This is a genomic window from Paracoccus sp. SCSIO 75233 (genome assembly GCF_027912675.1).
Taxonomy (GTDB): domain Bacteria; phylum Pseudomonadota; class Alphaproteobacteria; order Rhodobacterales; family Rhodobacteraceae; genus Paracoccus.
On record NZ_CP115757.1, the window covers coordinates 597416 to 620123 of the forward strand.

Genomic DNA, 22708 nt, shown 5'->3' on the forward strand with positions numbered 1-22708 from the left:
ACCGAAAGGTCTGCTGACAGATCCGGACGACATGGCCCCGTATCTCGGCGATTTCCGTGGTCGCCGCAGCGGCGATGCGCTGGCGGTCCTGCTTCCCGCCAGCACGGCAGAGGCGGCTGCGGCGGTCGCCTCTGTCACGTCGCGGGGCCTGCCGGTTTTCCCTCAGGGGGGCAATACCGGGCTCTGCTATGGCGCGGTGCCGCGTGGCGGGGTGGTAATCGGGCTGAAGCGGATGCGGGGTGTGAGGCAGGCCGATATTCACTCCGGCCTGCTGACGGTTGATGCCGGGATGACGCTTGCCGAGGTGCATGTCGAGGCGGAGAAGCTGGGGCTGCAATTCCCCCTTTATCTCGGCTCGGAGGGGACGGCGCAGATCGGCGGGCTGATTTCGACCAATGCCGGGGGCACCGGCGTGCTGCGCTACGGCGCGATGCGCGACCTGATCGCCGGGGTCGAACTGGTGCTGGCCGATGGGCGCGTGTTGTCCGATCTGGGCGGGCTGCGCAAGAACAACACCGGCTATTCGATGAGCCAGCTGGTTGCCGGGGCCGAAGGAACGCTGGGCGTGGTGACCGCTGCGGTCTTGCGGCTGGCCCCCCGGATGCAGAGCCGCGCCCATGCGTGGCTGGGTTTCGAGCATGTCGAGCCGGCGCTGGAGGTCGCAACGCGCATCCGTGCTTCCTTCGGGACGCTGGCCGAGGCGATTGAACTGATCGACAGGAACGAAGCCTCCTATGTCTCGCGGCATTTTCCTGACATCAGGATGCCGCTTTCGGCCCTGCCAGACTGGTCGCTGATGATCGAACTGGCCTCGCCGCGCAGCGACGATATCCTGTTGCCGCCGCTGGAGGAACTGCTTGCCGGTGCGATGGAGGAGGGGCTGATCGCCGATGCGGTCATCGCCCAGAACGAGGCTCAGGCACGCGAGATCTGGCATTTCCGCCATTCGGTGACCGAGGCGAACAAGCTGACCGGCGTGGGCGTGGTGCTGGACACCTCTGTCCGGCCATCCGAGATTGCAGGCTTCATCGCCGATGCCGACCGCGTCGCCGCCGAACGCTTCCCCCAGGCCGAGCGCGCCATCGTCGCCCATCTGGCAGATGGTAACGTGCATTACATCCTGATGTTCCCGCATGAAATCTGGGCCGCCTATCCCGACAAGGAGGCCCGGGAGCTTGACGTCGAAACCGCCATACATGACGTCGCCATTGCGCATGGCGGCAGCTTCTCGGCGGAACACGGCATCGGTCGCAAACTGACCGAGGAAATGACCCGCCTGATCGACCCGGTTCGGCTCGATCTGATGAGGGGCATCAAGGACGCGTTCGACCCTAAGGGGCTGATGAACCCCGGCGTGTTGCTGGCGCAGACGGATCGGGCGTGAGCGGCAGGGGAAAACAGACATACATCATCACCGCTAGGCGGATGATCTCGGGCCTTGTCTTGAAATAGCTGAAGGGGGAGAGCCGACACATCCCGGAAGGCTATCTGCCACCTTGCCCCGCCGCAACCGAAGTTCCTCTGACCAGACCTGATGATCTATTGCTGCAAGTGTTCCGCATTGTGCCATGTCGATTGGTTCTGTGCCCCCAGTCTCGCATCAGTTGCTCCAACCTAGATGTCGCGGATTTCTTCCTGAAGCGGGTTCACCCCAGCCCGCGCAAGCTTCTTCAGCTTCAGCGCTTCGGCACGGGCTTCGTCCAAGAACAGCATTTGCGTATTGCCGAGACCGATTTCCATCCGCTTCGGTGTCCCGCTTGCCGTCACCATGCCTCGGACCTGCACCCGCGCGACCCAGCGTCTTGCGCCGGAATCATCGACGATCAGATATAATCCATTGCCATCGGTATATCGTCCCGGCGGATTGGTTCTGACCTGTCGTGCCGTCAGAGGCTTCGCCTGTCGTGACATCGTATCCACCCATATATCCACCTAAAATGATACATTGGAAGGCATACTGAGGCGATGGCAGGAAGAACGTCTTTCCAAGAATTCCATAAATAATGCGTTATTTCAGCATGTTGGAGATTTCTGGAAATATCAGGAAAGTTGAGTATGGCGGAGAAGGTGGGATTCGAACCCACGGAACCCGTGAAGGCTCAACGGTTTTCGAGACCGCCCCGTTCGACCACTCCGGCACTTCTCCGCACTTAATCGGGGTGGTCCGGCGCATGTAGCTTGCGGGGGGTTGAAGCGCAAGGGGGTTTGCGGTGAAAAGCGCGTGTCGGGTCAAAAGGAATCCATATGCGCCGCCTCGGCCTCGCTGCCAGAACTGTCTTGACCGCCGCGGCGCTGCTTGTGGCGACGGGGCCTCACACCAATGCGCAGCCTCTGCCGCCGGACGCCGCCATCGTGTCGCCCGATACGGCTGAACTTGCCGAGCAGGTTTATGCCGCTGGCAATGCCGATCTCACGGCGGCGGCGATTGCGGCTGAATCGGGGGAATTTGCCGACCGCATGGCGGCGCTTTATTTCGATCATGGCAGCGGCCCCGACTGGCGGGAGGAGGTGGCGCGGCTTCATGATCCGGTCCGGGTGTCGGGGCTTCTGCTGGGGGCGATCGGGGGCCTTGTCTCGGCGCCGGGTTTCGATGCCGACCGGATCGGGCCGGCCATCGGCGCATCGGGTGTCGCGGCGCGGCCGAATGGGCGCAAAAACTGGCTGACGGCGCGGGTTTTGCTGGGCCGGATGGGGGCCGGGGACAAGGCTGCGGCGCGGATGCAGGCTGATCCGGCGACACTTGAGGGGATCGGAAAAACCATCGCTGCCGAGGGGCTGGTGACGCAGGCCGTGTCGCAGCGGATGAACCGCGACATTGCCTTCGCGCGCGGCTTTGCCGAGGCGGAGGGGTTCGCGTTTCCGACCCGGATGGCCGATATTGCCGCCGATCTGATCCTGCAGCTGGACGAGTTGCAGGCAGAGGAACAGGCGCGGATCGAACTGACGCTTTACGCCGCCTTCGGCGCGCGTGCGGCGCAGAATCCGGGGCAGTCGTCGTTCCGCCAGGATGACGATGCCGCGCGGGCGCTGCGTTCGCTGATGTCGCGGGCCGAGGCCGAGGTGGTGGAGCAGCTTGCCACCGAAACCGGGCGTGCGGCGGCGCGGCGGCTCAGCGGGGAGGCGCTTTAATGGCCGACGCGGAGCTTGCCGGACCACTCGCCACGCCGGAGATGCTGGACGCGCTCGGACTGCGCGGGCAACCGGCACAGGCACTTGTCGGCAACATGTCTGGCGGTTTCGGGGCCGGGTTGGGCGGCGATTGGCCAGCGTTTCGGACGGGGCCGGGAGAGGTCGCAGTGGTTCGGGTGCCGGAGGGCCCGCGGCTGCGCAGATATTGCGAGATCATGGGTGTCGCGCCGGTTCCGGTGCATGGCCGCATGATCCTCGGGCTGGGCTCTGGCGGCGGCGATGACTGGGGTGCTGACCACCTGCCGCTTATGGCGGAGGTGGCGCGGCACATCCTCTCGCAGCCGGAAAGCCGCGCTGCCGTGGCGATCCGCCAGCGCCTGCCGCGCATTGCGGAGATCGCCGCCAGCCGTCTGCGGGCCGCCGCCGGACCGACGCCGGGCGCCCATCTTCCCCCGCCCGATCCGGCGCGGGTCGAGATCACATCCCGCCACGAAGCCTATGGCCGCTATTTCTCGGTTGAGGAAATCGCTTTGCGCCACCGGCTCGATAATGGCGGCTGGTCCGGGGTGTTGCAGCGCGAATCCTTCGTCTCGGCGGATGCTGCGCTGCTTTTGCCTTATGACCCGGCGACGGACCGGGTGCTGCTGATCAGCCAGTTCCGCGTCGGCCCGCTGGTGCGCGGCGACCGGCAATGCTGGATGCTGGAACCCGTCGCGGGCCGCATCGATGTCGGTGAGACGCCGCAGGATGCCGCGCGGCGCGAGGCGGTTGAGGAAGCCGGGCTGACCCCCGGCAGACTTTACGAATTGCCGCCGCATTATCCGACGCCGGGGGCGAATTGCGAATATTTCTACCCCTTCGTCGCCACGGTATCGCTGGACAGCTATCGTCCCGGCGGCGGTTTCGGGCTGGATGCAGAAGGCGAGGACATCACAACCCATATCCTGCCGCGCGCCGAACTGACCCGGCTGGCGCTGGACGGTGCGCTGCAATGCGGGCCGCTGCTGCTCATGGCGCTCTGGCTGGAACAGAATGCCGACCGGATCCGCGCCGATCTGGCGTGATCTTGGGCGGGCCGCACTGGAAATTACCCCGTCAAGTCTTGCCGCCAAACGCTGCGCTGCTATTGATCGAATGATATGTGACAGGAAAGGCCGCGACATGGAAATCTGCCAGGATCTTGCTGACGCCATCGGCAACACCCCCCTTATCCGCCTGCGTGGCGCGTCGGAGGAGACGGGGTGCGAGATATTCGGCAAGGCGGAGTTCATGAATCCCGGCCAGTCGGTCAAGGACCGCGCGGCATTGTTCATCATCAAGGATGCGGTCGAACGCGGGGTGCTGAAACCCGGCGGCACGATTGTCGAAGGCACGGCGGGCAATACCGGCATCGGGCTGGCGCTGGTCGGGGCCTCGATGGGGTTCCGCTCGGTCATCGTGATCCCGGAAACCCAGAGCCAGGAGAAGAAGGACATGATCCGGCTCGCCGGGGCGGAACTGGTGCAGGTGCCCGCGGCACCTTACCGCAATCCGAATAACTATGTCCGCTACTCCGAACGTCTGGCGGCGGCGCTGGCGGCGACCGAGCCGAACGGGGCCGTCTGGGCCAACCAGTTCGACAATGTCGCCAACCGCCGCGCGCATGAGGAAACCACCGGGCCGGAGATCTGGGAACAGACCGACGGCAAGGTCAACGGCTTCATCTGCGCTGTCGGCTCTGGCGGGACGCTGGCCGGGATCGCGAATGCGCTGCAACCCAAAGGCGTCAAGATCGGGCTCGCTGACCCGGAGGGCGCGGCGCTGCATTCCTTCTACACCACCGGCGAATTCGACAGCCCCGGCAGTTCCATCACCGAGGGGATCGGGCAGGGCCGCATCACCGCCAATCTGGAGGGGTTCACCCCCGATTACAGCTACCGCGTCCCGGATGCAGAGGCGCTTGAGGTGCTGTTCCGCCTGGCGGAGGAGGAGGGGCTGGTCCTGGGCGGTTCATCCGGCATCAACATCGCCGGCGCGATCCGGCTGGCGAAGGATATGGGGCCGGGCAACCGCATCGTCACCATTCTGTGCGATTCCGGCAATCGCTATCAGACCAAGCTCTACAACCCGGAATTCCTGCGTGAAAAGGGCCTGCCGATCCCGGAATGGCTGGAGGCGGAGCCGAGAAACCTTCCTGAAGTCTTCGAGGAATAATCTTGCGTATCAGGTGCTTACACGCCGTTCTTCTGGCGGCATTCCTGCTTGTGGTTCAGCTGGCCTCGCCGGGTGCGGCGCAGGAGCAGCAAGCGCCTGATTACGAAAGCTGGGAGCGCTTCGCCACCCAGGCCGAAGCCGCGCTCGATGACCGGACCACGGCCGATCAGACGCTGGAATCGATCCGCGAAAATGCGATCCGCTGGCGTGACGAATTCGAACAGGCGCAAGACCTGAACGCACGGCGCATCGCCACGGTGCGCGAGCAGATCACCGCCCTCGGCCCGGTGCCGGGGGAGGGCGAAAGCGAGGCGGAGGACATCGCCGCCCGACGTACCTCCCTGAACGAACAGCTTGCCGAATTGCAGGCCCCCGGCATCAAGGCGACGGAGGCGTATAGCCGCGCGGATTCGCTCGTCACGCAGGTCGATCAGATCGACAGGCTGCGCCATGCCGAGGAGATCATGGCTGCGACCCCCTCGCCGCTTCTGCCACCCAGCTGGCTGGCCGCCGGGGAGGACGCCGCCGCCATCGGCACAGGCGTTGTCGATGAATTCAGCAGCATGTGGGCCGAACGGGGCGGGATCGACGATCTGCCGCAATTGCTGTTTTATCTGCTGGCCGCCGCCGCGCTGCTTTACGGGCGGCGCGTGGTCGACCAACTGCCCGCGCATCTGGGCAAGCGGACCCGGGGCGATGCCCGCGCGGTCGTCGCCTTCGTGGCCTCGCTGACCCAGATCCTCGTCCCGATGATCGGGATTTTCCTGCTCGCATGGGCGCTCGACGCAACCGGGCTGTTCGGCGAATGGACCCGCCCGCTGCTGCTCGGCCTGCCGCTGCTTGGGTTGGTGTTCTTCAGCGGCCGCTGGCTGGTGCGCATGATGTTCGCCGAACATCACGTCGCCTATGATACGCTGCATCTGCCGCCGAAACAGCGCAATATGGCCCGGCTTTATGCCACGGGTCTTGCACTCGTCACCGGGTTCCACAGCGTCGTGTCAAACGCCGTGCTGCCGCTTTCGGGCTTCGTGCGCCGGGACAATGCGCCGCCGATGATCCCCTATGAGGTCAGCCCGGCCGGGGCAGGGGTCGCGCATTTCATCATTATGCTCGCGGCGTCGTTCTTTCTGTTCCAGATCGCCAATATTCTGCGCCGTATGGTGCATTTCGACGGCACCGACTCGCCGCCGCTCAGGGCGTGGATACTGTCCTTTGCCGGGCGGGCGCTGCGAATCGTCGTGGTGGTCTCGCTCGCGGCGATGATGTTCGGCTATGTGAACGCGTCGAACGCGCTGTTCTGGCCCTCGGTCAAAAGCCTGTGGCTGATCGGCGTGCTGATCCTGTTGCAGGATTTCCTCCTCGATCTGTTGTCGATGTTCCGCGGCGATCGCGACAAGGTCCGCGCCTCGCTGGCGCCGATCGTTCTGACCACCACGCTGACGCTGCTGTCGCTACCGCTGTTCGCGCTGATCTGGGGCGCGACGCTGGATGAGCTGGGGGAGATGTGGACCCAGATCATGCAGGGTGTCACGCTGGGCGGGATCAACCTGTCGCCGGGTGCGGTACTGACCTTCTTCGTCGTCTTTGGCATCGGCTATCTGCTGACCGGCTGGGTCAAATCCGCCATGCGCACCCAGATCCTGCCGCGCACAAAGCTGGATCAGGGCGCGCAGACGGCGGCGATTTCCGGCATCGGCTATATCGGGGTGTTTCTGGCGGCGCTGCTGGCCATCACCTCCGCCGGGTTCGACCTCTCCAACCTCGCCATCGTCGCCGGTGCGCTGTCGGTCGGGATCGGTTTCGGTCTTCAGACCATCGTGCAGAACTTCGTCTCCGGCATTATCCTGCTGATCGAACGCCCGATCAGCGTCGGCGACTGGGTGGAGGCCGGGGGTCAGCAGGGCATCGTGCAGGATGTCTCCGTCCGCTCGACCCGGCTCAAGACCTTCGACCAGACCGATGTCATCATCCCCAACAGCGACCTTATCAGCCAGCCGGTGACCAACTGGACGCGCGGCAATGCGCGCGGCCGGATCATCGTCCCGGTCGGCGTCGCCTACGGCACCGACACCCGCAAGGTCGAACGCATCCTGCGCGAGATTGTCGAGGATCAGCCGACCGTGCTGATCGACCCCGCGCCGCTGGTGCTGTTTCAGGGCTTCGGTGCCGACAGTCTGGATTTCGAGATCCGCGCGATCCTGTCCGACATTGGCGGCGGCCTCGGCGTCTGCTCCGAGATGCGCCACCAGATCGCCGCCCGCTTCGTCGAGGAAGGCATCGAGATCCCCTATGCGCAGCGCGATATCTGGCTGCGCAACCCCGAGGCGCTGCAGGCACCGAAACCCGCCGAAAAGGACAAGGCACCGGAACCGCCGGAGCCGCCCAGCCAGCCGCAGGACAGCCATATCATCGGCGATCTGCCGGGCGGGGATGGCGACGGCGACGGGGATTTGTGACGCCCGGCGTCATCGAATAACCTTGGTGTTCCGTACAAAGCGTCCGACCTGGTGGGCGCGCAACGCGCCCGCCTGGGGGAGGGCGGACGCGTGGCTGTCGCTGGCGCGACAGCGGAGGCTCAGCGGCAATGCAACTTAGGAGCGGCCGCCGCCTTACCCGCCAATCATCCGCACCCCGTCCAGCACACTGAACACGGGCCGCCCGATCTCCCGCCGCAACGCCGCCGCATAGGGCGGCAAATTCCCGCATTCCAGCACCACGGCCCCGATCTCAGGCGCGCGGGCCAGCAGATCGCGCCCGGCCTGCATCACCACATCCGCCATCTGCGCCTCATCGAAAGACGCCTGCTGCGCGGCCAGCGGGGCCAGAAACACCCCGGCAAAGACCGGGTCCTGTTCCAGCCCGCCGATCCGCACATCCCCGCCCGCGATCCCAGCCGCCGCCAGACTGCGCGGCCCCAGCTTCGCTGCGCAGGCGGTCAGCACCCCGACCGGACGCCCGCCCGTCATCGCCCGCACCACCGGCACAAGGCTCAGCCCCGACAGCAGTACCGGCACACGCACCGACTGCGCGATCTCCGCCTGCATCGTCACCAGAAACCCGCAGGTTGAGGTGATCAGCACCGCACCCTCCGCCTCCAGCTCCCGCGCGGCGTCGATGAACCGCGCCGCGAGTGCCGGCTCCGGCGCGCCGTCGCGCACGATCTTCGGGCTGTCCGCCCCGCCGATCACCCGCACCCGAGCGGGCAGGTGATAGCTGCCCGGATTGCCCGCATCGCCCCGGATGCGCGGAAACCGCGCCTCAAGGCTCAGCACACCGATGAAACCACCCATCAGATTGCCTCTTCCTTACGGTCCAGAAACCGCAGGATCAGCGGCGAGGCGTAAATCGGGATCTGCGCCAGCGCCACGAACAGGCTGAACACCGGGTCCGGCGGCAGCGCGGCCAGCAGCAGCCCGATATTGCGGTTGCCGAATGCCAGACCAAGCGCCTTTGCACGGCCCGGCGCAAAGAACCGGAGCGCCACGCTCCGCACCAGCAGATTGCCGCCCAGATTGAGCATCAGCGCCAGCCCTGCCAGCCGCAGGGCCAGTCCGGGATCGGCCCATATCTCCTCCGCCACCCCGTCAGAGATCGGCAGCAGAAAGGCGATCATCACCAGCGCGCCCGCGCCATCCATCGCCTTGCCCTCCGCCGCGATCCGCACCGGCCCGATCACGCGCCGCAGCCCGACCCCGATGGCCACACCCGCGGCCAGAACCGCCGCGACATTCATCGCGATCCGGGCAGGCTCGATCGGCAGCGCGACACCGGACAGGCCAAGCGCCAGCGGGATCATCAGCGGCGACAGCAGGCTGCTCGCCAGCATCCAGTAGAGCGTCAGCCGCGCGTCATAGCCCATCAGCAGCGCAATACCGGGCGCCGCACTCAGCACCGGGGAGGCCATGAAACAGGCGATCATCAAAAGCGTGGCGCTGCCCAGCCCGACCAATCCGCCCAGCCCGGTCAGCCCGACGGTGGCGGCGATCTGAAACAGGCATATCCCGGCCAGCAGCGCGGGCAGAAACCGGGGATCGGCCAGATCCGACAGGATCGACGCCAGATCGAGCCGGCTCAGCGGCAGCCCGATCAGCAGCGCGATAATCACCGGCAGCAGCGGCAGAAACGCCCCGTGCGGCAAGGGCAGCAGCGGAATGACGAACAGCGAGGCCAGCAGGACCGGCTTCGCATGAAGCCCGATCCACTCAAGAGCGCGGATCAATTCGGCGCCTGTTTCATCGCCTCCGGCAGCCATGTCGCAAGCTGCGGGAAGGCGACCAGAATGGCGACCATCAGCAGCATGATCAGGAACATCGGCGCGGCGGTGCGGGCGATATATCCCATGCTGTGTTTCGTCATCCCCTGCAACACGAACAGGTTGAACCCGACCGGCGGGGTGATCTGCGCCATCTCGACCACGACGACGACGAAAATCCCGAACCAGATCATATCGATCCCGGCACCCCGGACCATCGGGTCGATGATCGCCATTGTCAGCACCACGGCGGAAATCCCGTCAAGGAACATGCCGATGACGATATAAAACAGCGTCAGCGCCACAATCAGGGCGGCGGGCGACAAATCCATCCCGCCGATCCACGCAGCCAGCGTGCGCGGCACGCCGGTAAAGCCCATCGAGAGGGTCAGGAAAGCCGCCCCCATCAGGATCAGCGCGATCATGGCAGAGGTGCGCGTCGCGCCCAGCAGGCTTTCGGAGAAGCTGCTCCAGGTCAGCGACCCCTGTATCGCCGCCAGCACCAATGCGCCAACAACGCCGAACGCCGCCGCCTCGGTCGCTGTGGCAATGCCGATATACATCGAACCGATCACCGTCACGATCAGCAGGATCACCGGGATCAGCAGGACGGAGTTGCGCAATGCGGCCATGAAACCCATGCGCGGCTCCGGGTCGGGCCGGTCCTGCGGGCGGGCAATGGACCATCCGGCGATATACAGCATGAACATCGCCGCCAGCACCAGACCGGGCAGCACCCCCGCCATGAACAGGCTGGTAATGCTCTCCTTCACCGTCACGCCGTAGACGATCAGCGTCAGCGAGGGCGGGATCATCAGCCCCAGCGTGGCCGCCCCGGCCAGCGTGCCGATAATCATGAATTCCGGGTAGCCGCGCTTGCGCAGTTCGGGGATCGACATCTTGCCGACCGTGGTCAGCGTTGCGGCGGACGAACCGGAGACGGCGGCGAACACCGTGCAGCCGACGACATTGGTATGCAACAGCCCGCCCGGCAGCCCGCGCAGCCACGGCGAAAGCCCCCGGAACATATCCTCCGACAGCCGCGTGCGGAACAGGATCTCCCCCATCCAGATGAATAGCGGCAGCGAGGTCAGCGTCCAGCTTGACGAACTCGTCCAGATGGTGATCGACATCGAACTGCCCGGATTGCGCGAGGTGAACCCGATCATGCCGATATAGGCCACACCCATCAGCGCCAGCCCGACCCAAAGCCCGGTGCCCAGCAGGAAGAACATCACGAACAGGAATATCCCGATCTTCAGCCCGGTCGCGTCGCGGTCGAACCCGGTCATCAGCGTGATCGCGGCATAAACGACCAGCAGCGTCGCGCCGCAAACCGCGATCCGCAGCCTGCGGTCGGCCAGCAGGTCGCGTTCGGGCAGCTTGCGCGGTGCCTCCACCCCGTAACTCTCCGTGGTCAGCACCTTGACCAGATTGTCCAGCATGGCAATCGCCATGATCGACGCCCCGACCGCCATTGCGATCTGCGGGATCCACAGCGGCGTCGCGTCCTGCCCCTGGGAGACATCGCCGAAACGATGGCTGATGATCGGCGTCTGGATCGCGTTCCACGCAAAGAACAACATCACCACAGAGCCGAGCGTATAGCACCAGATTTCCACGCCCCGGCGCAGATTGCCGCTGCGGTCGACCAGCAGCCCGACCCGGATATGCTCATTATTGACGAAGGTATAAGCCAGCCCGAAGAACGAGGCAGAGGCCATGGCATAGCCCGCATAAGTCGCCCCGCCCGGCAGCAGCAGCCCAAGCCAGCGCGCCACCATCTGCGCAATGACAAGGCAAAGGATTGCCAGAAGTGACAGGGCGGCCAGAAAGCCGGCCCCGCTATACAAGGCATCAAGACCGCGTCGCATTCATCCCCCGTCAGCGAAGCGGTCCGGCGCATGTCGGATCATGCGCCGGACCTGTCGTTTTTGGTTTTATCTGGTGTCGTCCCGGATCACTCGGCGCGGTAGGCGTCGATGATCGCCTTGCCCTGCTCGCCGGTCGACTCCAGCCATTCATTTGTCATCTGCTCACCGATACCGGCCAGATCGGCGGCAAGCTGCTCGCCCGGTTCGGCAACGCTCATGCCGTTCTCCGCCAGCGTGTCGAGGAAACCGCCGCTCAGCTCCGCCGCGGTGTCCGCGCCGCGGCTTTGTGCGGCCTCGGCTGCGGTGCGGACGCAATCCTGCACCTCGGCGGGCAGCGCCTCAAGGGCGGCGGTGTTGGCGAACACCGTGTTGCGCGGCAGCCATGCCTTCACGTCGTAGAAATTGCTCATGTCTTCCCAGGCTTTTTCATCGACGCCCGTCGACCCGGAGGAGATCATCGCCGCAACCACCCCGGTTGCCAGCGCCTGTTTCAGCTCCGCCGCCTCGACCTGGGTCGGCACCATCCCGGCCAGTTCCGCCACCCGCGCGGTGCTGGAGTTATAGGCGCGGAACTTGATCCCCGCCATATCGGCGACAGAGTTCACCTCCTGATTGAAATACATCCCTTGTGCGGGCCACGGCACGGAATAAAGCAGCGTCAGCCCCTGACTGGCCAGCAATTCGCCCAGCACCGGCTCGGCGGCGGCGCGCAGCTTTTCCGACGCTTCGAAGGAGCTGGCAAGGAACGGCACCGAATCATAGCCGAACAGCGCATCCTCATTGGCATGCGCCGACAGCAGCCGCTCACCGATCTGGGCGTCGCCGGTCTGCACGGCACGCTTGATCTCGTCACCCTTGAACAGCGATCCGCTGGGGTGAATGGTGATTTCCAGCGCGTCGCCGGAGCAGGATTTCACCTCCTCCGCGAACTGAACCGCGTTTTCGGTATGATAGTTGTCCGACGGATAAGCGACCGGCATATCCCAGTTTTCAGCCTGCGCAGCGGCGGCGGCAAGGATGCCGGTGGCGGCGACAAGGGGGAAATAGGTTTTCATTTAAGCACTCTCTGTTGGTTGGCTTGTTCATATCGTTGACCCCGTCAGGGGCGTGGAAGTTTTTGTAGCACTGTCTTTATCCGCTTTTCCAGCATCACCTGCGCCCGGGGTGTCCTGAAATCGGACTTCATTCGCTCTGGTTGCAAACGATTTATCTGCTTCGCTTTAAAATTTCAGAAAACCCCGGCTCTGCCGAATTGACCCAAAGCGCCATTCCGGCGCAGAGTTTTCTTGACGGGCGGGGGGAACCGGTGCATAAACCGAATTAAATGAACGCGTGTTCAAATAATGGGAAGGGGGGCCCGATGTTTACACACGGCATGGAATTCGATCTGGGCGAAGATATTGGCGCGCTGCGCGAGATGGTGCATCGCTTCGCGCAGGAGCGGATCAAGCCCATTGCGGCCAAAACCGACAGTGAGAATGCGTTTCCGAACGAGCTTTGGCGGGAATTCGGCGAACTCGGCCTGCTGGGCATCACCGTGGCCGAGGAATATGGCGGCTCCGGCATGGGCTATCTGGCCCACACCATCGTGACGGAGGAGATCGCGCGCGCATCCGCCTCCATCAGCCTCAGCTATGGCGCGCATTCCAATCTTTGCGTCAACCAGCTCAAGCTGAACGCGACCGAGGCGCAGAAGCAGAAATACCTGCCGAAACTGTGTTCCGGTGAACATATCGGCGCGCTTGCGATGTCCGAGGAAGGTGCGGGCTCCGATGTTGTCGGCATGAAGCTGAAGGCGGAAAAGCGCAACGGCTACTATGTGCTGAACGGGTCGAAATACTGGATCACCAACGGCCCGGACGCCGACACGCTGGTGGTTTATGCCAAGACCGACCCGGATGCCGGATCGAAGGGCATCACCGCCTTCATCATCGAAAAGCAAATGACCGGCTTCCGGCAAGGCCCGCATTTCGACAAGGTCGGGATGCGCGGATCGAACACCGGCGAACTGATCTTCGAGAATTGCGAAGTCCCGTTCGAGAATGTGCTTGGGGAAGAGGGCAAGGGCGTCCGCGTCCTGATGTCTGGCCTCGATTACGAACGTCTCGTCCTGTCGGGCATCGGCACCGGCATCATGGCCGCCTGCCTCGATGAGGTCGTCCCCTACAGCAAGGAACGCAAGCAATTCGGCCAGCCGATCGGGAACTTCCAGCTCATGCAGGCCAAGATCGCGGATATGTATGTCGCGATGAACACCGCCAAGGCCTATGTCTACGAGGTGGCGAAGGCCTGCGACGCGGGCAAGGTCACCCGTCAGGACGCGGCGGGCGCGGTTCTTTATGCCTCCGAACAGGCGATGGTGCAGGCGCATCAGGCGGTTCAGGCACTTGGCGGGGCCGGGTTCCTCAATGACAGCGTCGTCAGCCGCCTGTTCCGCGACGCCAAGCTGATGGAGATCGGCGCGGGCACCTCCGAAATCCGCCGTATGCTGATCGGGCGCGAGCTGATGGCGGGGGCGTGATGCTGCGCCGGGCGGCCCTGCTGCTGATCCTTGCCGCCGGTCCGGCGGTCGCGCAGGATGGCGCGCCGCCCTTTGACGGCGGGCTGATCGACGATTGCCTTGCGGTCCAGCAGGGCGAAGGCGGGCAGCCGGAATATTGCATCGGCGCTGCCGCCGGGCCCTGCACCGACACCCCCGAAGGCTATACCACGATGGGGATGTCCTATTGCCTCTCCCGTGAATGGGAACACTGGGATGCATTGCTGAATATCGCCTATGGCGATCTGATGGCGCAGGCGAAGGAGGCGGATGCCGATCTGGCAGATGGCGCATCATTCGCGCCGGAACAGGCCCCGCATCTGCGCGATATGCAGCGCAAATGGATCGCCTATCGCGACGCGGCCTGCAGCTATGAGGGCAGCCGCTGGGGCGGCGGCAGCGGCGCCGGGCCAGCCGGAACCCAATGCATGCTGACGCTGACCGCGCGGCAATATATTCTGCTCAATGATTATCTGGAGCAGGTGCAATGACCCCGGCGCTTTCCCACAGCGACTACCCACGGCTCTGCCGGGAGTTCCGCTGGGACTATCCGGCGCGGCTGAACATGGCCGACCAGATCATCGGTGACTGGGCGGCGGCGGAGCCGGAGCGGCGGGCGGTCATCGAATATGACGGTCGGACCGCGCGACCGCTCAGCTATGGCGAGCTTGCCGCGATGACCGACCGGCTGGCGCATGCGCTGGCGCTGACGGGTGGCGAACGTGTGGGCGTGTTGCGCACCCAAAGCGGCTGGACCGCTGCCGCACATGCCGCCGTGTGGAAATCCGCCGCCATCTCCGTGCCGCTGTTCAAGCTGTTCGGGGAGGATGCGCTGCGCCTCAGGCTGGAGGATGCCGGGGTCGAAACCGTCATCACCGACCCGGAAGGCCGCGCCATGCTGGCGGCGTTCGACCTGCGCGTCATCGTGCCGGAGGAGGATGACCTGCCAGACGCCGGTCCGTTCGCCACCGCCGATACCGGGCCGGAGACGCCCGCCGTGATGATCTATACTTCCGGCACCACCGGCGCGCCGAAAGGGGCGCTGCATGGCCATCGTGTCCTGACCGGCCATCTGCCGGGGGTGGAGATGAGCCATGATCTGCTCCATCCGGGCGAGGATGTGCTGTGGACGCCCGCCGACTGGGCATGGATCGGCGGCATGTTCGACGTGGCGATGCCGGGGCTGGCGCTCGGCGTGCCGGTCGTGGCGGCGCGGCTGCCGAAATTCGACGCCGCTGCCTGCGCAAGGCTGATCCGCGATTGCGGGGTGACGGCGGCGTTTTTGCCGCCGACCGCGCTGAGGATGCTGAAAGCGGCGGATATGCAAATCGCCGGCCTGCGCTCCGTTGCCTCCGCCGGGGAAACGCTGGGGGCGGAGATGCTGGCCTGGGGCCGCGACGCCTTCGGGCTGGAGATCAACGAGTTTTACGGCCAGACCGAATGCAATATGGTCGCCGCCTGCGCCCATTCCATGTTCCCGACCCGCCCCGGCTGGTTCGGCAAGGCAGCGCCGGGTTTCGAGATGGCCGTGATCGACGAGGCCGGTCAGCCCACCACGGCGGAGGGCGACATCGCCATCAGACGCGGCGCGGGCTCCATGTTCCTCGGCTACTGGAACCGGCCCGAGGCGACGGCGGAGAAATTCCGTGGCGACTGGCTTGTCACCGGGGATCGTGGCGAGATGGCGGACGGCTATCTCCGCTTCGTCGGGCGCGATGACGATGTGATCACATCGGGCGGCTACCGGATCGGCCCGTCGGAGATCGAGGATGTGCTGATAAAGCATGAGGCCGTGGCGGCTGCGGGCGTGGTCGGCAAACCCGACCCGATGCGCACCGAAATCGTCAAGGCCTATGTCGTGCTGCGCGACGGCTTCGCGCCCTCGGACGATCTCGCGGCGGAATTGCAGGCCCATGCCAAACGCTGGTCTGCGGCGCATAGCTATCCGCGCGAAGTGGCGTTTCTGGACGAATTGCCGATGACCGTCACCGGCAAGGTAATGCGGCGCGAATTGCGCAAGCTGGCCGTGGCGGAGGCTTCGCAGACCGACCCGTCACAGACCGCCCCGTCGCAGGCCGGACAGAAAAAGGACGGGGGCCAGAATGACTGACCCCCGCCCGGTGCTTCTCGCCTGTGGTTCTGCCTCAGAACTTCATCAGATAGGACACGCCGAGGACGGTCGGATCGACCTCGACCTCACCGATTTTCTCGCCGTTCAGCTCAACATCGGAGTTGATGTCGATCCAGCGGGCATCGGCGCGGATGGCGGCGTTGTCGTTGATCCAGTAATCCGCACCCAGATGCGCGGCCAGCCCGGTGCTGTTCTTGACGCGCAGCTTGGTGCCGTCCAGCGGGCCTTTCGTTTCAGCGTCATAGAAGCCGGTGAAGTTGACACCGACGCCGACGAAGGGCTTGAGCTGCGGGGTGGCGTTGAAGTGATACTGCAGCGAGATGACCGGCGGCAGCTGTTTCACGGTGCCGATCTCGGTGCCGTTGGATTCGATGCTGTGCTTGAAGGGCAGCGCGCCGAGGATCTCGATGCCCAGATTGTCGCGGATGAAATACTCTGCGGTTATGCTGGGACGGGTGCTTTCGCCGATCTCGGTTGGAACCGTGCCGCCGGCAAGGACGCCGTTGTCGGATTTCGGGTTCACATTGGCCACACCGGCACCAAAGGTCCATTCGCCCTGCGACTGGCCGAAGGCGGGCGCGGCAAGGGCGAGGCCCGAGGCAATCAGCACGGTGGCTGTCAGGGAACGATGTGTCATGGCTGATCCTTTCAGGTTGATATCGGGCCAGACCAGACGCCTTTCCTGTTCGTTCAACTTTGATTTGTATCAACTTATGCATCGTTCGCGCCAATCTGCGACAATCTGGCGCGGCTGGGGGCGCAGAATATGACCACAGGAGCCAGATCATGAAGCTCAAGACGACCGCGATCCCGTCATCCGACGCCTTCCGCGCCAATCGCGAGGCGCATCTGGAATTGCTGGCCACGGCGCGCGAGGCGGCGGAGGCCGTGCTGGCGGGAGGCGGCGAAAAGGCGATGGAACGCCATGTCGGTCGCGGCAAGATGCCGCCGCGCGAACGGGTGGCGAACCTGCTCGACCCCGGCAGCCCGTTTCTGGAAATCGGCGCAACGGCGGCGCATGGCATGTATGACGGCGCGGCTCCGGGTGCTGGCGTGATCGCCGGTGTGGGTCGTGTGCATGGGCAGGACGTGATGGTCGTGGCCAATGACGCGACCGTCAAGGGCGGCACCTATTACCCGATGACCGTCAAGAAGCACCTCCGCGCGCAGGAAATTGCCGAGGAATGTCATCTGCCCTGCGTCTACCTTGTGGACAGCGGCGGCGCGAACCTGCCCAATCAGGACGAAGTCTTTCCCGACCGCGACCATTTCGGGCGCATCTTCTTCAATCAGGCGCAGATGAGCGCGAAGGGCATCCCGCAGATCGCCGTGGTGATGGGCTCTTGCACGGCGGGCGGGGCTTACGTTCCCGCCATGTCCGATGTGACGATCATCGTCCGCGATCAGGGCACGATCTTTCTGGCCGGGCCGCCCCTGGTCAAGGCCGCGACGGGCGAGGTCGTCAGCGCCGAAGACCTTGGCGGCGGCGATGTGCATACGCGGCTGTCGGGCGTGGCCGATTATCTGGCCGAGGATGACGCCCACGCGCTGGCTCAGGCCCGCCGCGCCATCGCCAATCTGAACCGCCACAAGCCGCAGACGGTCGTCTGGGAAAGCCCCGAGGCCCCGGCCTATGACCCCGAGGAGATCCTTGGCGTTGTGCCCGCCGATCTGCGCACCCCCTATGACATCCGCGAGGTGATCGCGCGGGTCGTGGACGGCTCGCGCTTCGACGAATTCAAGGCCCGGTTCGGTGAAACGCTGGTGACAGGCTTTGCCCATATCGAGGGCTGCCCGGTCGGCATCGTCGCCAATAACGGCGTGCTGTTTTCCGAGGCCGCGCAGAAGGGCGCGCATTTCATCGAACTGTGTTCGCAGCGCGGGACTCCGCTGATTTTCCTTCAGAATATCACCGGCTTCATGGTCGGGCGGAAATATGAAAACGAAGGCATCGCGCGGCATGGCGCCAAAATGGTGACGGCGGTCGCGACGACCAGCGTGCCCAAGATCACCATGTTGGTGGGCGGCAGCTTCGGGGCCGGGAATTACGGCATGGCGGGGCGCGCCTACAGCCCGCGCTTCCTGTGGACTTGGCCCAATTCCCGCATTTCCGTGATGGGCGGCGAGCAGGCCGCAGGCGTTCTGGCCACTGTCCGCCGCGACGGGATCGAACGCAAGGGCGGCACATGGTCCGCCGAGGAAGAGGCCGAATTCAAGCGCCCCACCATCGAGATGTTCGAGCGCCAGTCGCATCCGCTTTATGCGAGCGCAAGGCTGTGGGATGACGGCATCGTCGACCCGCGCAAGACCCGCGACGTGCTGTCGCTGAGCCTCCGCGCCAGCCTGAACGCGCCGATTGCGCCGACGCGCTTCGGTGTCTTCCGGATGTGATGGTTGCGATGCAGGATGCCTCCGGCGGGGATATTTGTGTCAGGATGAAAACCCAATGGTAATGAACTTGGAAAGCGGGGTGCGACGGCTCAGGCTGGTCGGGGTGCTGGCATGAGCAAGAAGATCATCGGCGAGAAATGGGTTTATACCGGCGTGGCGTTTGCGCTGAACCATCCGCTGTCGCAGCGTCTTGGCGCGGTCTGGTTCGTGGTGGCGTGGCTGGCGCTGTCGGCGGTCGCCGTCATCGTCGGGGTTGTCATGGTTCCGTGGGATGATCTCAACCCGGAGGGGTTTACCGATTACGCGATGCTGAGCGGGTTCATCCTGCTGGCCGTGCTGCTGTTTCTGAATGATCTGCTGGGTATCCTTGCCCTGATCGGGCGGCACCCGATTGCGCGGGGATGTGTCTGGCTGAATCTGGTCACGACGTTGCCGTTTTCTCTGCCGCTGATCCTGTACTGGGCCGATGGGGTGAAACCGAACCTGATTTATGCGCATCGCTTCGAGAAATATGTCGAACTGAATGCGTGACGAAACGACATTGGGAGGAGCCAAATGTTCCAGAAAATCCTGATCGCCAATCGCGGCGAGATCGCGTGCCGGGTCATTGACACCTGCCGCAAGATGGGCGTGGCGACGGTTGCGGTCTATTCCGATGCCGACCGCGCGGCGCGGCATGTGGCGATGGCCGATGAGGCGGTGCATCTGGGCGGGCCTGCGCCTGCCGACAGCTATCTGCGCGGCGATGCGATCATCCGGGCCGCGCTGGACACCGGGGCGGAGGCGATCCATCCCGGCTATGGCTTCCTGTCCGAAAACCCCGATTTCGTCGATGCGGTCGAGGCGGCGGGGCTGGTCTTTATCGGGCCGTCCGCCAAGGCGATCCGGGCCATGGGGCTGAAGGATGCCGCAAAGGCGCTGATGGAAAAAGCCGGGGTGCCGGTCGTGCCCGGCTATCACGGCGATAATCAGGACGCCGGTCATCTGGCGAAACAGGCCGAACGGATCGGCTATCCGGTGCTGATCAAGGCTGTGGCAGGCGGCGGCGGCAAGGGGATGCGGCGGGTTGACGATGCGAAGGATTTCGCCGATGCGCTGGCCTCCGCTCAGGGTGAGGCGCGGACGGCGTTCGGCAACCCGGATGTGCTGATTGAGAAATATATCCTCCAGCCCCGGCATATCGAGGTGCAGGTGTTTGGCGACGGGGTCCGCGCCGTGCATCTGTTCGAGCGTGACTGCTCCCTGCAACGCCGCCACCAGAAGGTGATCGAGGAAGCGCCCGCCCCTGACATGCCGCCTGAAATCCGGAAAATCATGGGTGCCGCCGCCGTGCGCGCGGCGGAGGCGATCAATTACAAAGGTGCGGGGACGATTGAGTTTATCGTCGATGGCTCGGACGGGCTGCGCGAGGACGGGTTCTGGTTCATGGAGATGAACACCCGTTTGCAGGTCGAGCATCCGGTGACGGAGCTGATCACCGGCGTCGATCTGGTCGAATGGCAGTTGCGCGTGGCAAGCGGCGAGGCTTTGCCCGCGAAACAGGGCGATCTGCATATCCGTGGCCATGCTTTCGAGGCGCGGCTTTACGCCGAGGATGTGCCAGCCGGGTTCCTGCCCGCGACGGGGACGCTGGCGCATCTGCAATTCCCCGATGCTGCGCGGATCGAAACCGGGGTGCGGCCCGGCGACACGATCAGCCCGTGGTATGACCCGATGATTGCCAAGGTGGTGACCTATGGCCCGACGCGGGCGATTGCCTTGCGTGCGCTGGAGACGGCTCTCGTTGATACGGAGGTCGCGGGCAGCGTGACCAATGTCGATTTCCTCATCGCCCTGACCCGGCATGAGGGGTTCCGCAAGGGCGAGGTCGATACCGGGCTGATCGGGCGCGATCTGGACGATCTGGTCGCGGCGGCGGAGCCTGATCCTCGGGCGGTGGCGCTCGGCGTTGTGGGGCTGGCCGGGCTGGCCGATCCGCAGTCGCGGGGCGGGGTGACCTTGTGGCAGCCCTTGCGCCGGACCGTCTCCTGGGACGGTGGCGAGGCCGTGCTGGAGGTGCAGGGGCCGGGGGCCGCGCGCGTGACACTCGGTGACGGGACCGCGCATGAGGTCCGCTGGCAGGGTGACCGCTGGTGGGTCGATGGCGCGCTGCGCCGCAACCGGATCGTGACCCATGATGCAGGCGTCAGCGTGTTCGGCGGGCGCAGCCTGACGCTGGTGCCGCGCGATCCCCTGGATGTCGATACGTCCGGGGCGGGGGGCGATGCGCTGACGCTGTCGCCGATGCCGGGCCTGGTGAAATCGGTTCATGTCGAGGCCGGGCAGGCGGTGAAGGCGGGCGACCGGCTGGCCGTGCTGGAGGCGATGAAGATGGAACACAGCCTGACCGCCGCCCGCGACGGTGTGGTGGCCGAGGTGCTGGCTGCGGCTGGCGATCAGGTGGAGGCGGGCGCCCCCCTGATCCGGCTGGAGGAAGAAGAGGCTGCGGCATGAGCGGTTTCGTCGAAATCTTCGAGATGGGCCCGCGTGACGGGTTGCAGAATGAAAAGCGCCTGATCCCGGCGGTGCAGAAGATCGCGCTGGTCGATATGCTGTCGGGCTGCGGCTTCCGGCGGATCGAGGTGACGAGCTTCGTCTCCCCGAAATGGGTGCCGCAGATGGGCGACGCGGCGGAGGTCATGGCCGGGATCACGCGCGGCCCCGGCATCAGCTATGCCGTGCTGACCCCGAATATGAAGGGCTATGAGGGCGCGCGCGCGGCGCGGGCTGGTGAGGTGGCGGTGTTCGCGTCATCGTCCGAAGGGTTCAGCAACGCCAATCTGAACGCCACGATTGACGAGACTCTGGAACGTTTCGTGCCGATCATGGCGGCGGCGAAGGCGGATGGGATTCCGGTGCGGGGCTATGTCAGCACGGTCACGGATTGCCCCTTCGACGGGCCGACGCCGCCGGAAAATGTCGTCCGGGTGGCCTCGCGGCTGTATGAGATGGGTTGTTACGAGATTAGCCTTGCCGACACGATCGGGCAGGGGCGGCCGGAGACGATAGATGCGATGCTCTCGGCCGTGCTGAACGAGATCCCGGCGGAGAAGCTGGCCGGGCATTATCACGACACGGCGGGGCGGGCGTTGCAGAATATTGACGCCTCGCTGGCCCGTGGGGTCCGGGTGTTCGATGCCGCCGTCGGGGGGCTGGGCGGTTGCCCCTATGCGCCCGGTGCGGCTGGCAATGTCGCGACGGAAGCCGTGGCGGCGCATCTGGCGGCGGCGGGGTATGAGACCGGGCTGGACCCGGCAAAGATCGACCGGGCGGCGGCATTTGCGCGCGGTCTGCGTGAGGGGGAACTGGCATGAGCTATCAGGCGATACGGATTGAAACCGATGTGCGGGGGGTGGCGACGCTGTCGCTGGCCCAGCCGGAGAAGCGGAACGCGCTGTCCTCAGCCATGCTGGACGAGCTGACCGATGCGGCGGCGGTGCTGAGTGCCGACCGGGCGGTGCGCGTGGTGATCCTTGCCGCTGACGGGCCGGTGTTTTGCGCGGGCGGCGATCTGGGCTGGATGCGTGAGCAGATGGCGGCGGATGCGGCGACTCGGCGGGCGGGGGCAAGGCAGCTTGCAACGATGCTCAATGCGATGAACGTGATGGACAAGCCGCTGATCGGGCGGGTTCACGGCAACGCCTTTGGCGGCGGGCTGGGCATGATGTCGGTCTGCGATGTGGTGATTGCGGCGGAGGACACGAAATTCGGCTTTACCGAGACGCGGCTGGGCCTGATCCCGGCCACCATCGGTCCGTATGTGCTGGCCCGGATGGGTGAGGACAAGGCGCGGCGGGTGTTCATGTCGGCGCGGATTTTCGATGCGGATGAGGCGGAGGCGCTGAACCTTGTCGCCCGTGTCGTTGCGCCGGATGATCTGGATACCGCCGTGGAGGCGGAGGTTGCGCCCTATCTCCACTGTGCGCCGGGTGCCGTGGCGCAAGCGAAGCGGCTGGCGCGCGCGCTCGGTCCGCGCATTGACGAGGCGGTGATCGCGGACACGATAGACCGGCTGATCGCGACATGGGAGGGCGAGGAAGCGCCCGAGGGGATCGCGGCGTTTTTCGACAAGCGCAAGCCGGGCTGGCAGCAGGGCTGATCCGACGCGGGGTTGAATTTCCCGTCATGCGGCTTTGATCTGTGCATGAGACTGTCTGTCA

Annotated in this window: 19 protein-coding genes, 1 tRNA gene and 2 pseudogenes; 13 read left to right on the plus strand and 9 right to left on the minus strand. The window is 65.1% G+C overall.

Annotated features, from left to right (window positions below; translation table 11 throughout):
- The first annotated feature begins 31 nt into the window (after nt 1–31).
- Nucleotides 32–1384 (plus strand): FAD-binding oxidoreductase, encoded by a 1353-nt coding sequence (locus tag PAF12_RS02920; protein WP_271109635.1) that lies wholly within the window; start codon nt 32–34, stop codon nt 1382–1384.
- Here the strand turns inward: PAF12_RS02920 and PAF12_RS02925 are convergent.
- The 3 genes and pseudogenes from PAF12_RS02925 to PAF12_RS02935 form a co-directional block, all read right to left on the minus strand.
- A pseudogene (locus PAF12_RS02925) lies at nt 1383–1475 on the minus strand (IS6 family transposase); the annotation flags it as partial. The gene PAF12_RS02920 and the pseudogene PAF12_RS02925 overlap by 2 nt on opposite strands.
- Before the next feature lie 139 nt (nt 1476–1614).
- Nucleotides 1615–1911, minus strand: a complete 297-nt coding sequence (locus PAF12_RS02930) for an Arm DNA-binding domain-containing protein (RefSeq protein WP_271108521.1) — start codon at nt 1909–1911, stop codon at nt 1615–1617.
- A 145-nt stretch (nt 1912–2056) separates the two neighbouring features.
- Nucleotides 2057–2146, minus strand: a tRNA-Ser gene (locus PAF12_RS02935).
- Nucleotides 2147–2244: 98 nt separating this feature from the next.
- Between PAF12_RS02935 and PAF12_RS02940 the strand changes: the two genes are divergently transcribed.
- The 4 genes from PAF12_RS02940 to PAF12_RS02955 all read left to right on the plus strand — a co-directional run bounded on the left by PAF12_RS02940 (nt 2245) and on the right by PAF12_RS02955 (nt 7778).
- Entirely contained in the window at nt 2245–3129 is an 885-nt protein-coding gene (locus PAF12_RS02940) for a hypothetical protein (protein WP_271108522.1), read from the plus strand.
- On the plus strand, nt 3129–4193 hold the full coding sequence (locus PAF12_RS02945; protein ID WP_271108523.1) for an NUDIX domain-containing protein: 1065 nt from the start codon (nt 3129–3131) through the stop codon (nt 4191–4193). The genes PAF12_RS02940 and PAF12_RS02945 overlap by 1 nt, the downstream gene beginning before the upstream one ends.
- A gap of 97 nt (nt 4194–4290) precedes the next feature.
- Nucleotides 4291–5322 (plus strand): cysteine synthase A, encoded by a 1032-nt coding sequence (locus tag PAF12_RS02950; protein WP_271108524.1) that lies wholly within the window; start codon nt 4291–4293, stop codon nt 5320–5322.
- Nucleotides 5323–5324: 2 nt separating this feature from the next.
- The gene (locus tag PAF12_RS02955; protein WP_271108525.1) at nt 5325–7778 is read left to right on the plus strand and encodes a mechanosensitive ion channel domain-containing protein; all 2454 of its coding nucleotides are present in this window, start codon (nt 5325–5327) and stop codon (nt 7776–7778) included.
- Nucleotides 7779–7931: 153 nt separating this feature from the next.
- On the opposite strand, the gene PAF12_RS02960 is transcribed toward PAF12_RS02955, so the two are convergent.
- The 5 genes and pseudogenes from PAF12_RS02960 to PAF12_RS02980 all read right to left on the minus strand — a co-directional run bounded on the left by PAF12_RS02960 (nt 7932) and on the right by PAF12_RS02980 (nt 12503).
- Nucleotides 7932–8612: an aspartate/glutamate racemase family protein gene (locus tag PAF12_RS02960; protein WP_271108526.1), complete on the minus strand. Its 681-nt coding sequence runs from the start codon at nt 8610–8612 to the stop codon at nt 7932–7934.
- Nucleotides 8612–9541 (minus strand): hypothetical protein, encoded by a 930-nt coding sequence (locus PAF12_RS02965; protein WP_271108527.1) that lies wholly within the window; start codon nt 9539–9541, stop codon nt 8612–8614. Before PAF12_RS02965 ends, PAF12_RS02960 begins: the two co-directional genes overlap by 1 nt.
- The gene (locus PAF12_RS02970) at nt 9538–10866 is read right to left on the minus strand and encodes a TRAP transporter large permease (protein ID WP_271109636.1); all 1329 of its coding nucleotides are present in this window, start codon (nt 10864–10866) and stop codon (nt 9538–9540) included. The genes PAF12_RS02965 and PAF12_RS02970 overlap by 4 nt, the downstream gene beginning before the upstream one ends.
- A gap of 138 nt (nt 10867–11004) precedes the next feature.
- Nucleotides 11005–11448 (minus strand): annotated as a pseudogene (locus PAF12_RS02975) (TRAP transporter small permease); the annotation flags it as partial.
- 86 nt (nt 11449–11534) lie between these two features.
- Nucleotides 11535–12503: a TRAP transporter substrate-binding protein gene (locus PAF12_RS02980; RefSeq protein ID WP_271108528.1), complete on the minus strand. Its 969-nt coding sequence runs from the start codon at nt 12501–12503 to the stop codon at nt 11535–11537.
- A 305-nt stretch (nt 12504–12808) separates the two neighbouring features.
- Here PAF12_RS02980 and PAF12_RS02985 point away from each other — a divergent pair, with 305 nt between their 5' ends.
- Genes PAF12_RS02985 through PAF12_RS02995 form a run of 3 tightly spaced genes read left to right on the plus strand, consistent with a single transcriptional unit; the run spans nt 12809 to nt 16097 of the window.
- Nucleotides 12809–13969, plus strand: a complete 1161-nt coding sequence (locus tag PAF12_RS02985; RefSeq protein WP_271108529.1) for an isovaleryl-CoA dehydrogenase — start codon at nt 12809–12811, stop codon at nt 13967–13969.
- A complete protein-coding gene (locus tag PAF12_RS02990) occupies nt 13969–14478 on the plus strand; it encodes a lysozyme inhibitor LprI family protein (RefSeq protein ID WP_271108530.1) in 510 nt (169 codons plus the stop codon). The genes PAF12_RS02985 and PAF12_RS02990 overlap by 1 nt, the downstream gene beginning before the upstream one ends.
- Nucleotides 14475–16097, plus strand: coding sequence for an AMP-binding protein (locus PAF12_RS02995; RefSeq protein ID WP_271108531.1), 1623 nt, complete (start codon nt 14475–14477; stop codon nt 16095–16097). Before PAF12_RS02990 ends, PAF12_RS02995 begins: the two co-directional genes overlap by 4 nt.
- 34 nt (nt 16098–16131) lie before the next feature.
- Here the strand turns inward: PAF12_RS02995 and PAF12_RS03000 are convergent, their stop codons facing one another.
- On the minus strand, nt 16132–16755 hold the full coding sequence (locus PAF12_RS03000) for an OmpW family protein (RefSeq protein ID WP_271108532.1): 624 nt from the start codon (nt 16753–16755) through the stop codon (nt 16132–16134).
- Between the two features lie 149 nt (nt 16756–16904).
- Here PAF12_RS03000 and PAF12_RS03005 point away from each other — a divergent pair, with 149 nt between their 5' ends.
- The 5 genes from PAF12_RS03005 to PAF12_RS03025 all read left to right on the plus strand — a co-directional run bounded on the left by PAF12_RS03005 (nt 16905) and on the right by PAF12_RS03025 (nt 22647).
- Complete coding sequence (locus tag PAF12_RS03005) at nt 16905–18509, plus strand: carboxyl transferase domain-containing protein (RefSeq protein ID WP_271108533.1); 1605 nt, start codon at nt 16905–16907, stop codon at nt 18507–18509.
- 111 nt (nt 18510–18620) lie between these two features.
- Entirely contained in the window at nt 18621–19040 is a 420-nt protein-coding gene (locus PAF12_RS03010) for a hypothetical protein (protein ID WP_271108534.1), read from the plus strand.
- 24 nt (nt 19041–19064) lie between these two features.
- Nucleotides 19065–21002, plus strand: coding sequence for an acetyl/propionyl/methylcrotonyl-CoA carboxylase subunit alpha (locus PAF12_RS03015; protein ID WP_271108535.1), 1938 nt, complete (start codon nt 19065–19067; stop codon nt 21000–21002).
- Nucleotides 20999–21862, plus strand: a complete 864-nt coding sequence (locus tag PAF12_RS03020) for a hydroxymethylglutaryl-CoA lyase (protein ID WP_271108536.1) — start codon at nt 20999–21001, stop codon at nt 21860–21862. The genes PAF12_RS03015 and PAF12_RS03020 overlap by 4 nt, the downstream gene beginning before the upstream one ends.
- A complete protein-coding gene (locus PAF12_RS03025; protein WP_271108537.1) occupies nt 21859–22647 on the plus strand; it encodes a crotonase/enoyl-CoA hydratase family protein in 789 nt (262 codons plus the stop codon). The genes PAF12_RS03020 and PAF12_RS03025 overlap by 4 nt, the downstream gene beginning before the upstream one ends.
- The last annotated feature ends 61 nt before the right edge of the window (nt 22648–22708 follow it).

Bases quoted from the DNA above. Each gene is read 5' to 3' on its own strand.
- PAF12_RS02920 (WP_271109635.1), top strand. From the start codon at position 32: ATGGCCCCGTATCTCGGCGATTTCCGTGGTCGCCGCAGCGGCGATGCG.
- PAF12_RS02930 (WP_271108521.1), bottom strand. From the start codon at position 1,911: ATGTCACGACAGGCGAAGCCTCTGACGGCACGACAGGTCAGAACCAAT.
- PAF12_RS02940 (WP_271108522.1), top strand. From the start codon at position 2,245: ATGCGCCGCCTCGGCCTCGCTGCCAGAACTGTCTTGACCGCCGCGGCG.
- PAF12_RS02945 (WP_271108523.1), top strand. From the start codon at position 3,129: ATGGCCGACGCGGAGCTTGCCGGACCACTCGCCACGCCGGAGATGCTG.
- PAF12_RS02950 (WP_271108524.1), top strand. From the start codon at position 4,291: ATGGAAATCTGCCAGGATCTTGCTGACGCCATCGGCAACACCCCCCTT.
- PAF12_RS02960 (WP_271108526.1), bottom strand. From the start codon at position 8,612: ATGGGTGGTTTCATCGGTGTGCTGAGCCTTGAGGCGCGGTTTCCGCGC.
- PAF12_RS02970 (WP_271109636.1), bottom strand. From the start codon at position 10,866: ATGACCGGGTTCGACCGCGACGCGACCGGGCTGAAGATCGGGATATTC.
- PAF12_RS02980 (WP_271108528.1), bottom strand. From the start codon at position 12,503: ATGAAAACCTATTTCCCCCTTGTCGCCGCCACCGGCATCCTTGCCGCC.
- PAF12_RS02985 (WP_271108529.1), top strand. From the start codon at position 12,809: ATGTTTACACACGGCATGGAATTCGATCTGGGCGAAGATATTGGCGCG.
- PAF12_RS02990 (WP_271108530.1), top strand. From the start codon at position 13,969: ATGCTGCGCCGGGCGGCCCTGCTGCTGATCCTTGCCGCCGGTCCGGCG.
- PAF12_RS02995 (WP_271108531.1), top strand. From the start codon at position 14,475: ATGACCCCGGCGCTTTCCCACAGCGACTACCCACGGCTCTGCCGGGAG.
- PAF12_RS03000 (WP_271108532.1), bottom strand. From the start codon at position 16,755: ATGACACATCGTTCCCTGACAGCCACCGTGCTGATTGCCTCGGGCCTC.
- PAF12_RS03005 (WP_271108533.1), top strand. From the start codon at position 16,905: ATGAAGCTCAAGACGACCGCGATCCCGTCATCCGACGCCTTCCGCGCC.
- PAF12_RS03010 (WP_271108534.1), top strand. From the start codon at position 18,621: ATGAGCAAGAAGATCATCGGCGAGAAATGGGTTTATACCGGCGTGGCG.
- PAF12_RS03015 (WP_271108535.1), top strand. From the start codon at position 19,065: ATGTTCCAGAAAATCCTGATCGCCAATCGCGGCGAGATCGCGTGCCGG.
- PAF12_RS03020 (WP_271108536.1), top strand. From the start codon at position 20,999: ATGAGCGGTTTCGTCGAAATCTTCGAGATGGGCCCGCGTGACGGGTTG.
- PAF12_RS03025 (WP_271108537.1), top strand. From the start codon at position 21,859: ATGAGCTATCAGGCGATACGGATTGAAACCGATGTGCGGGGGGTGGCG.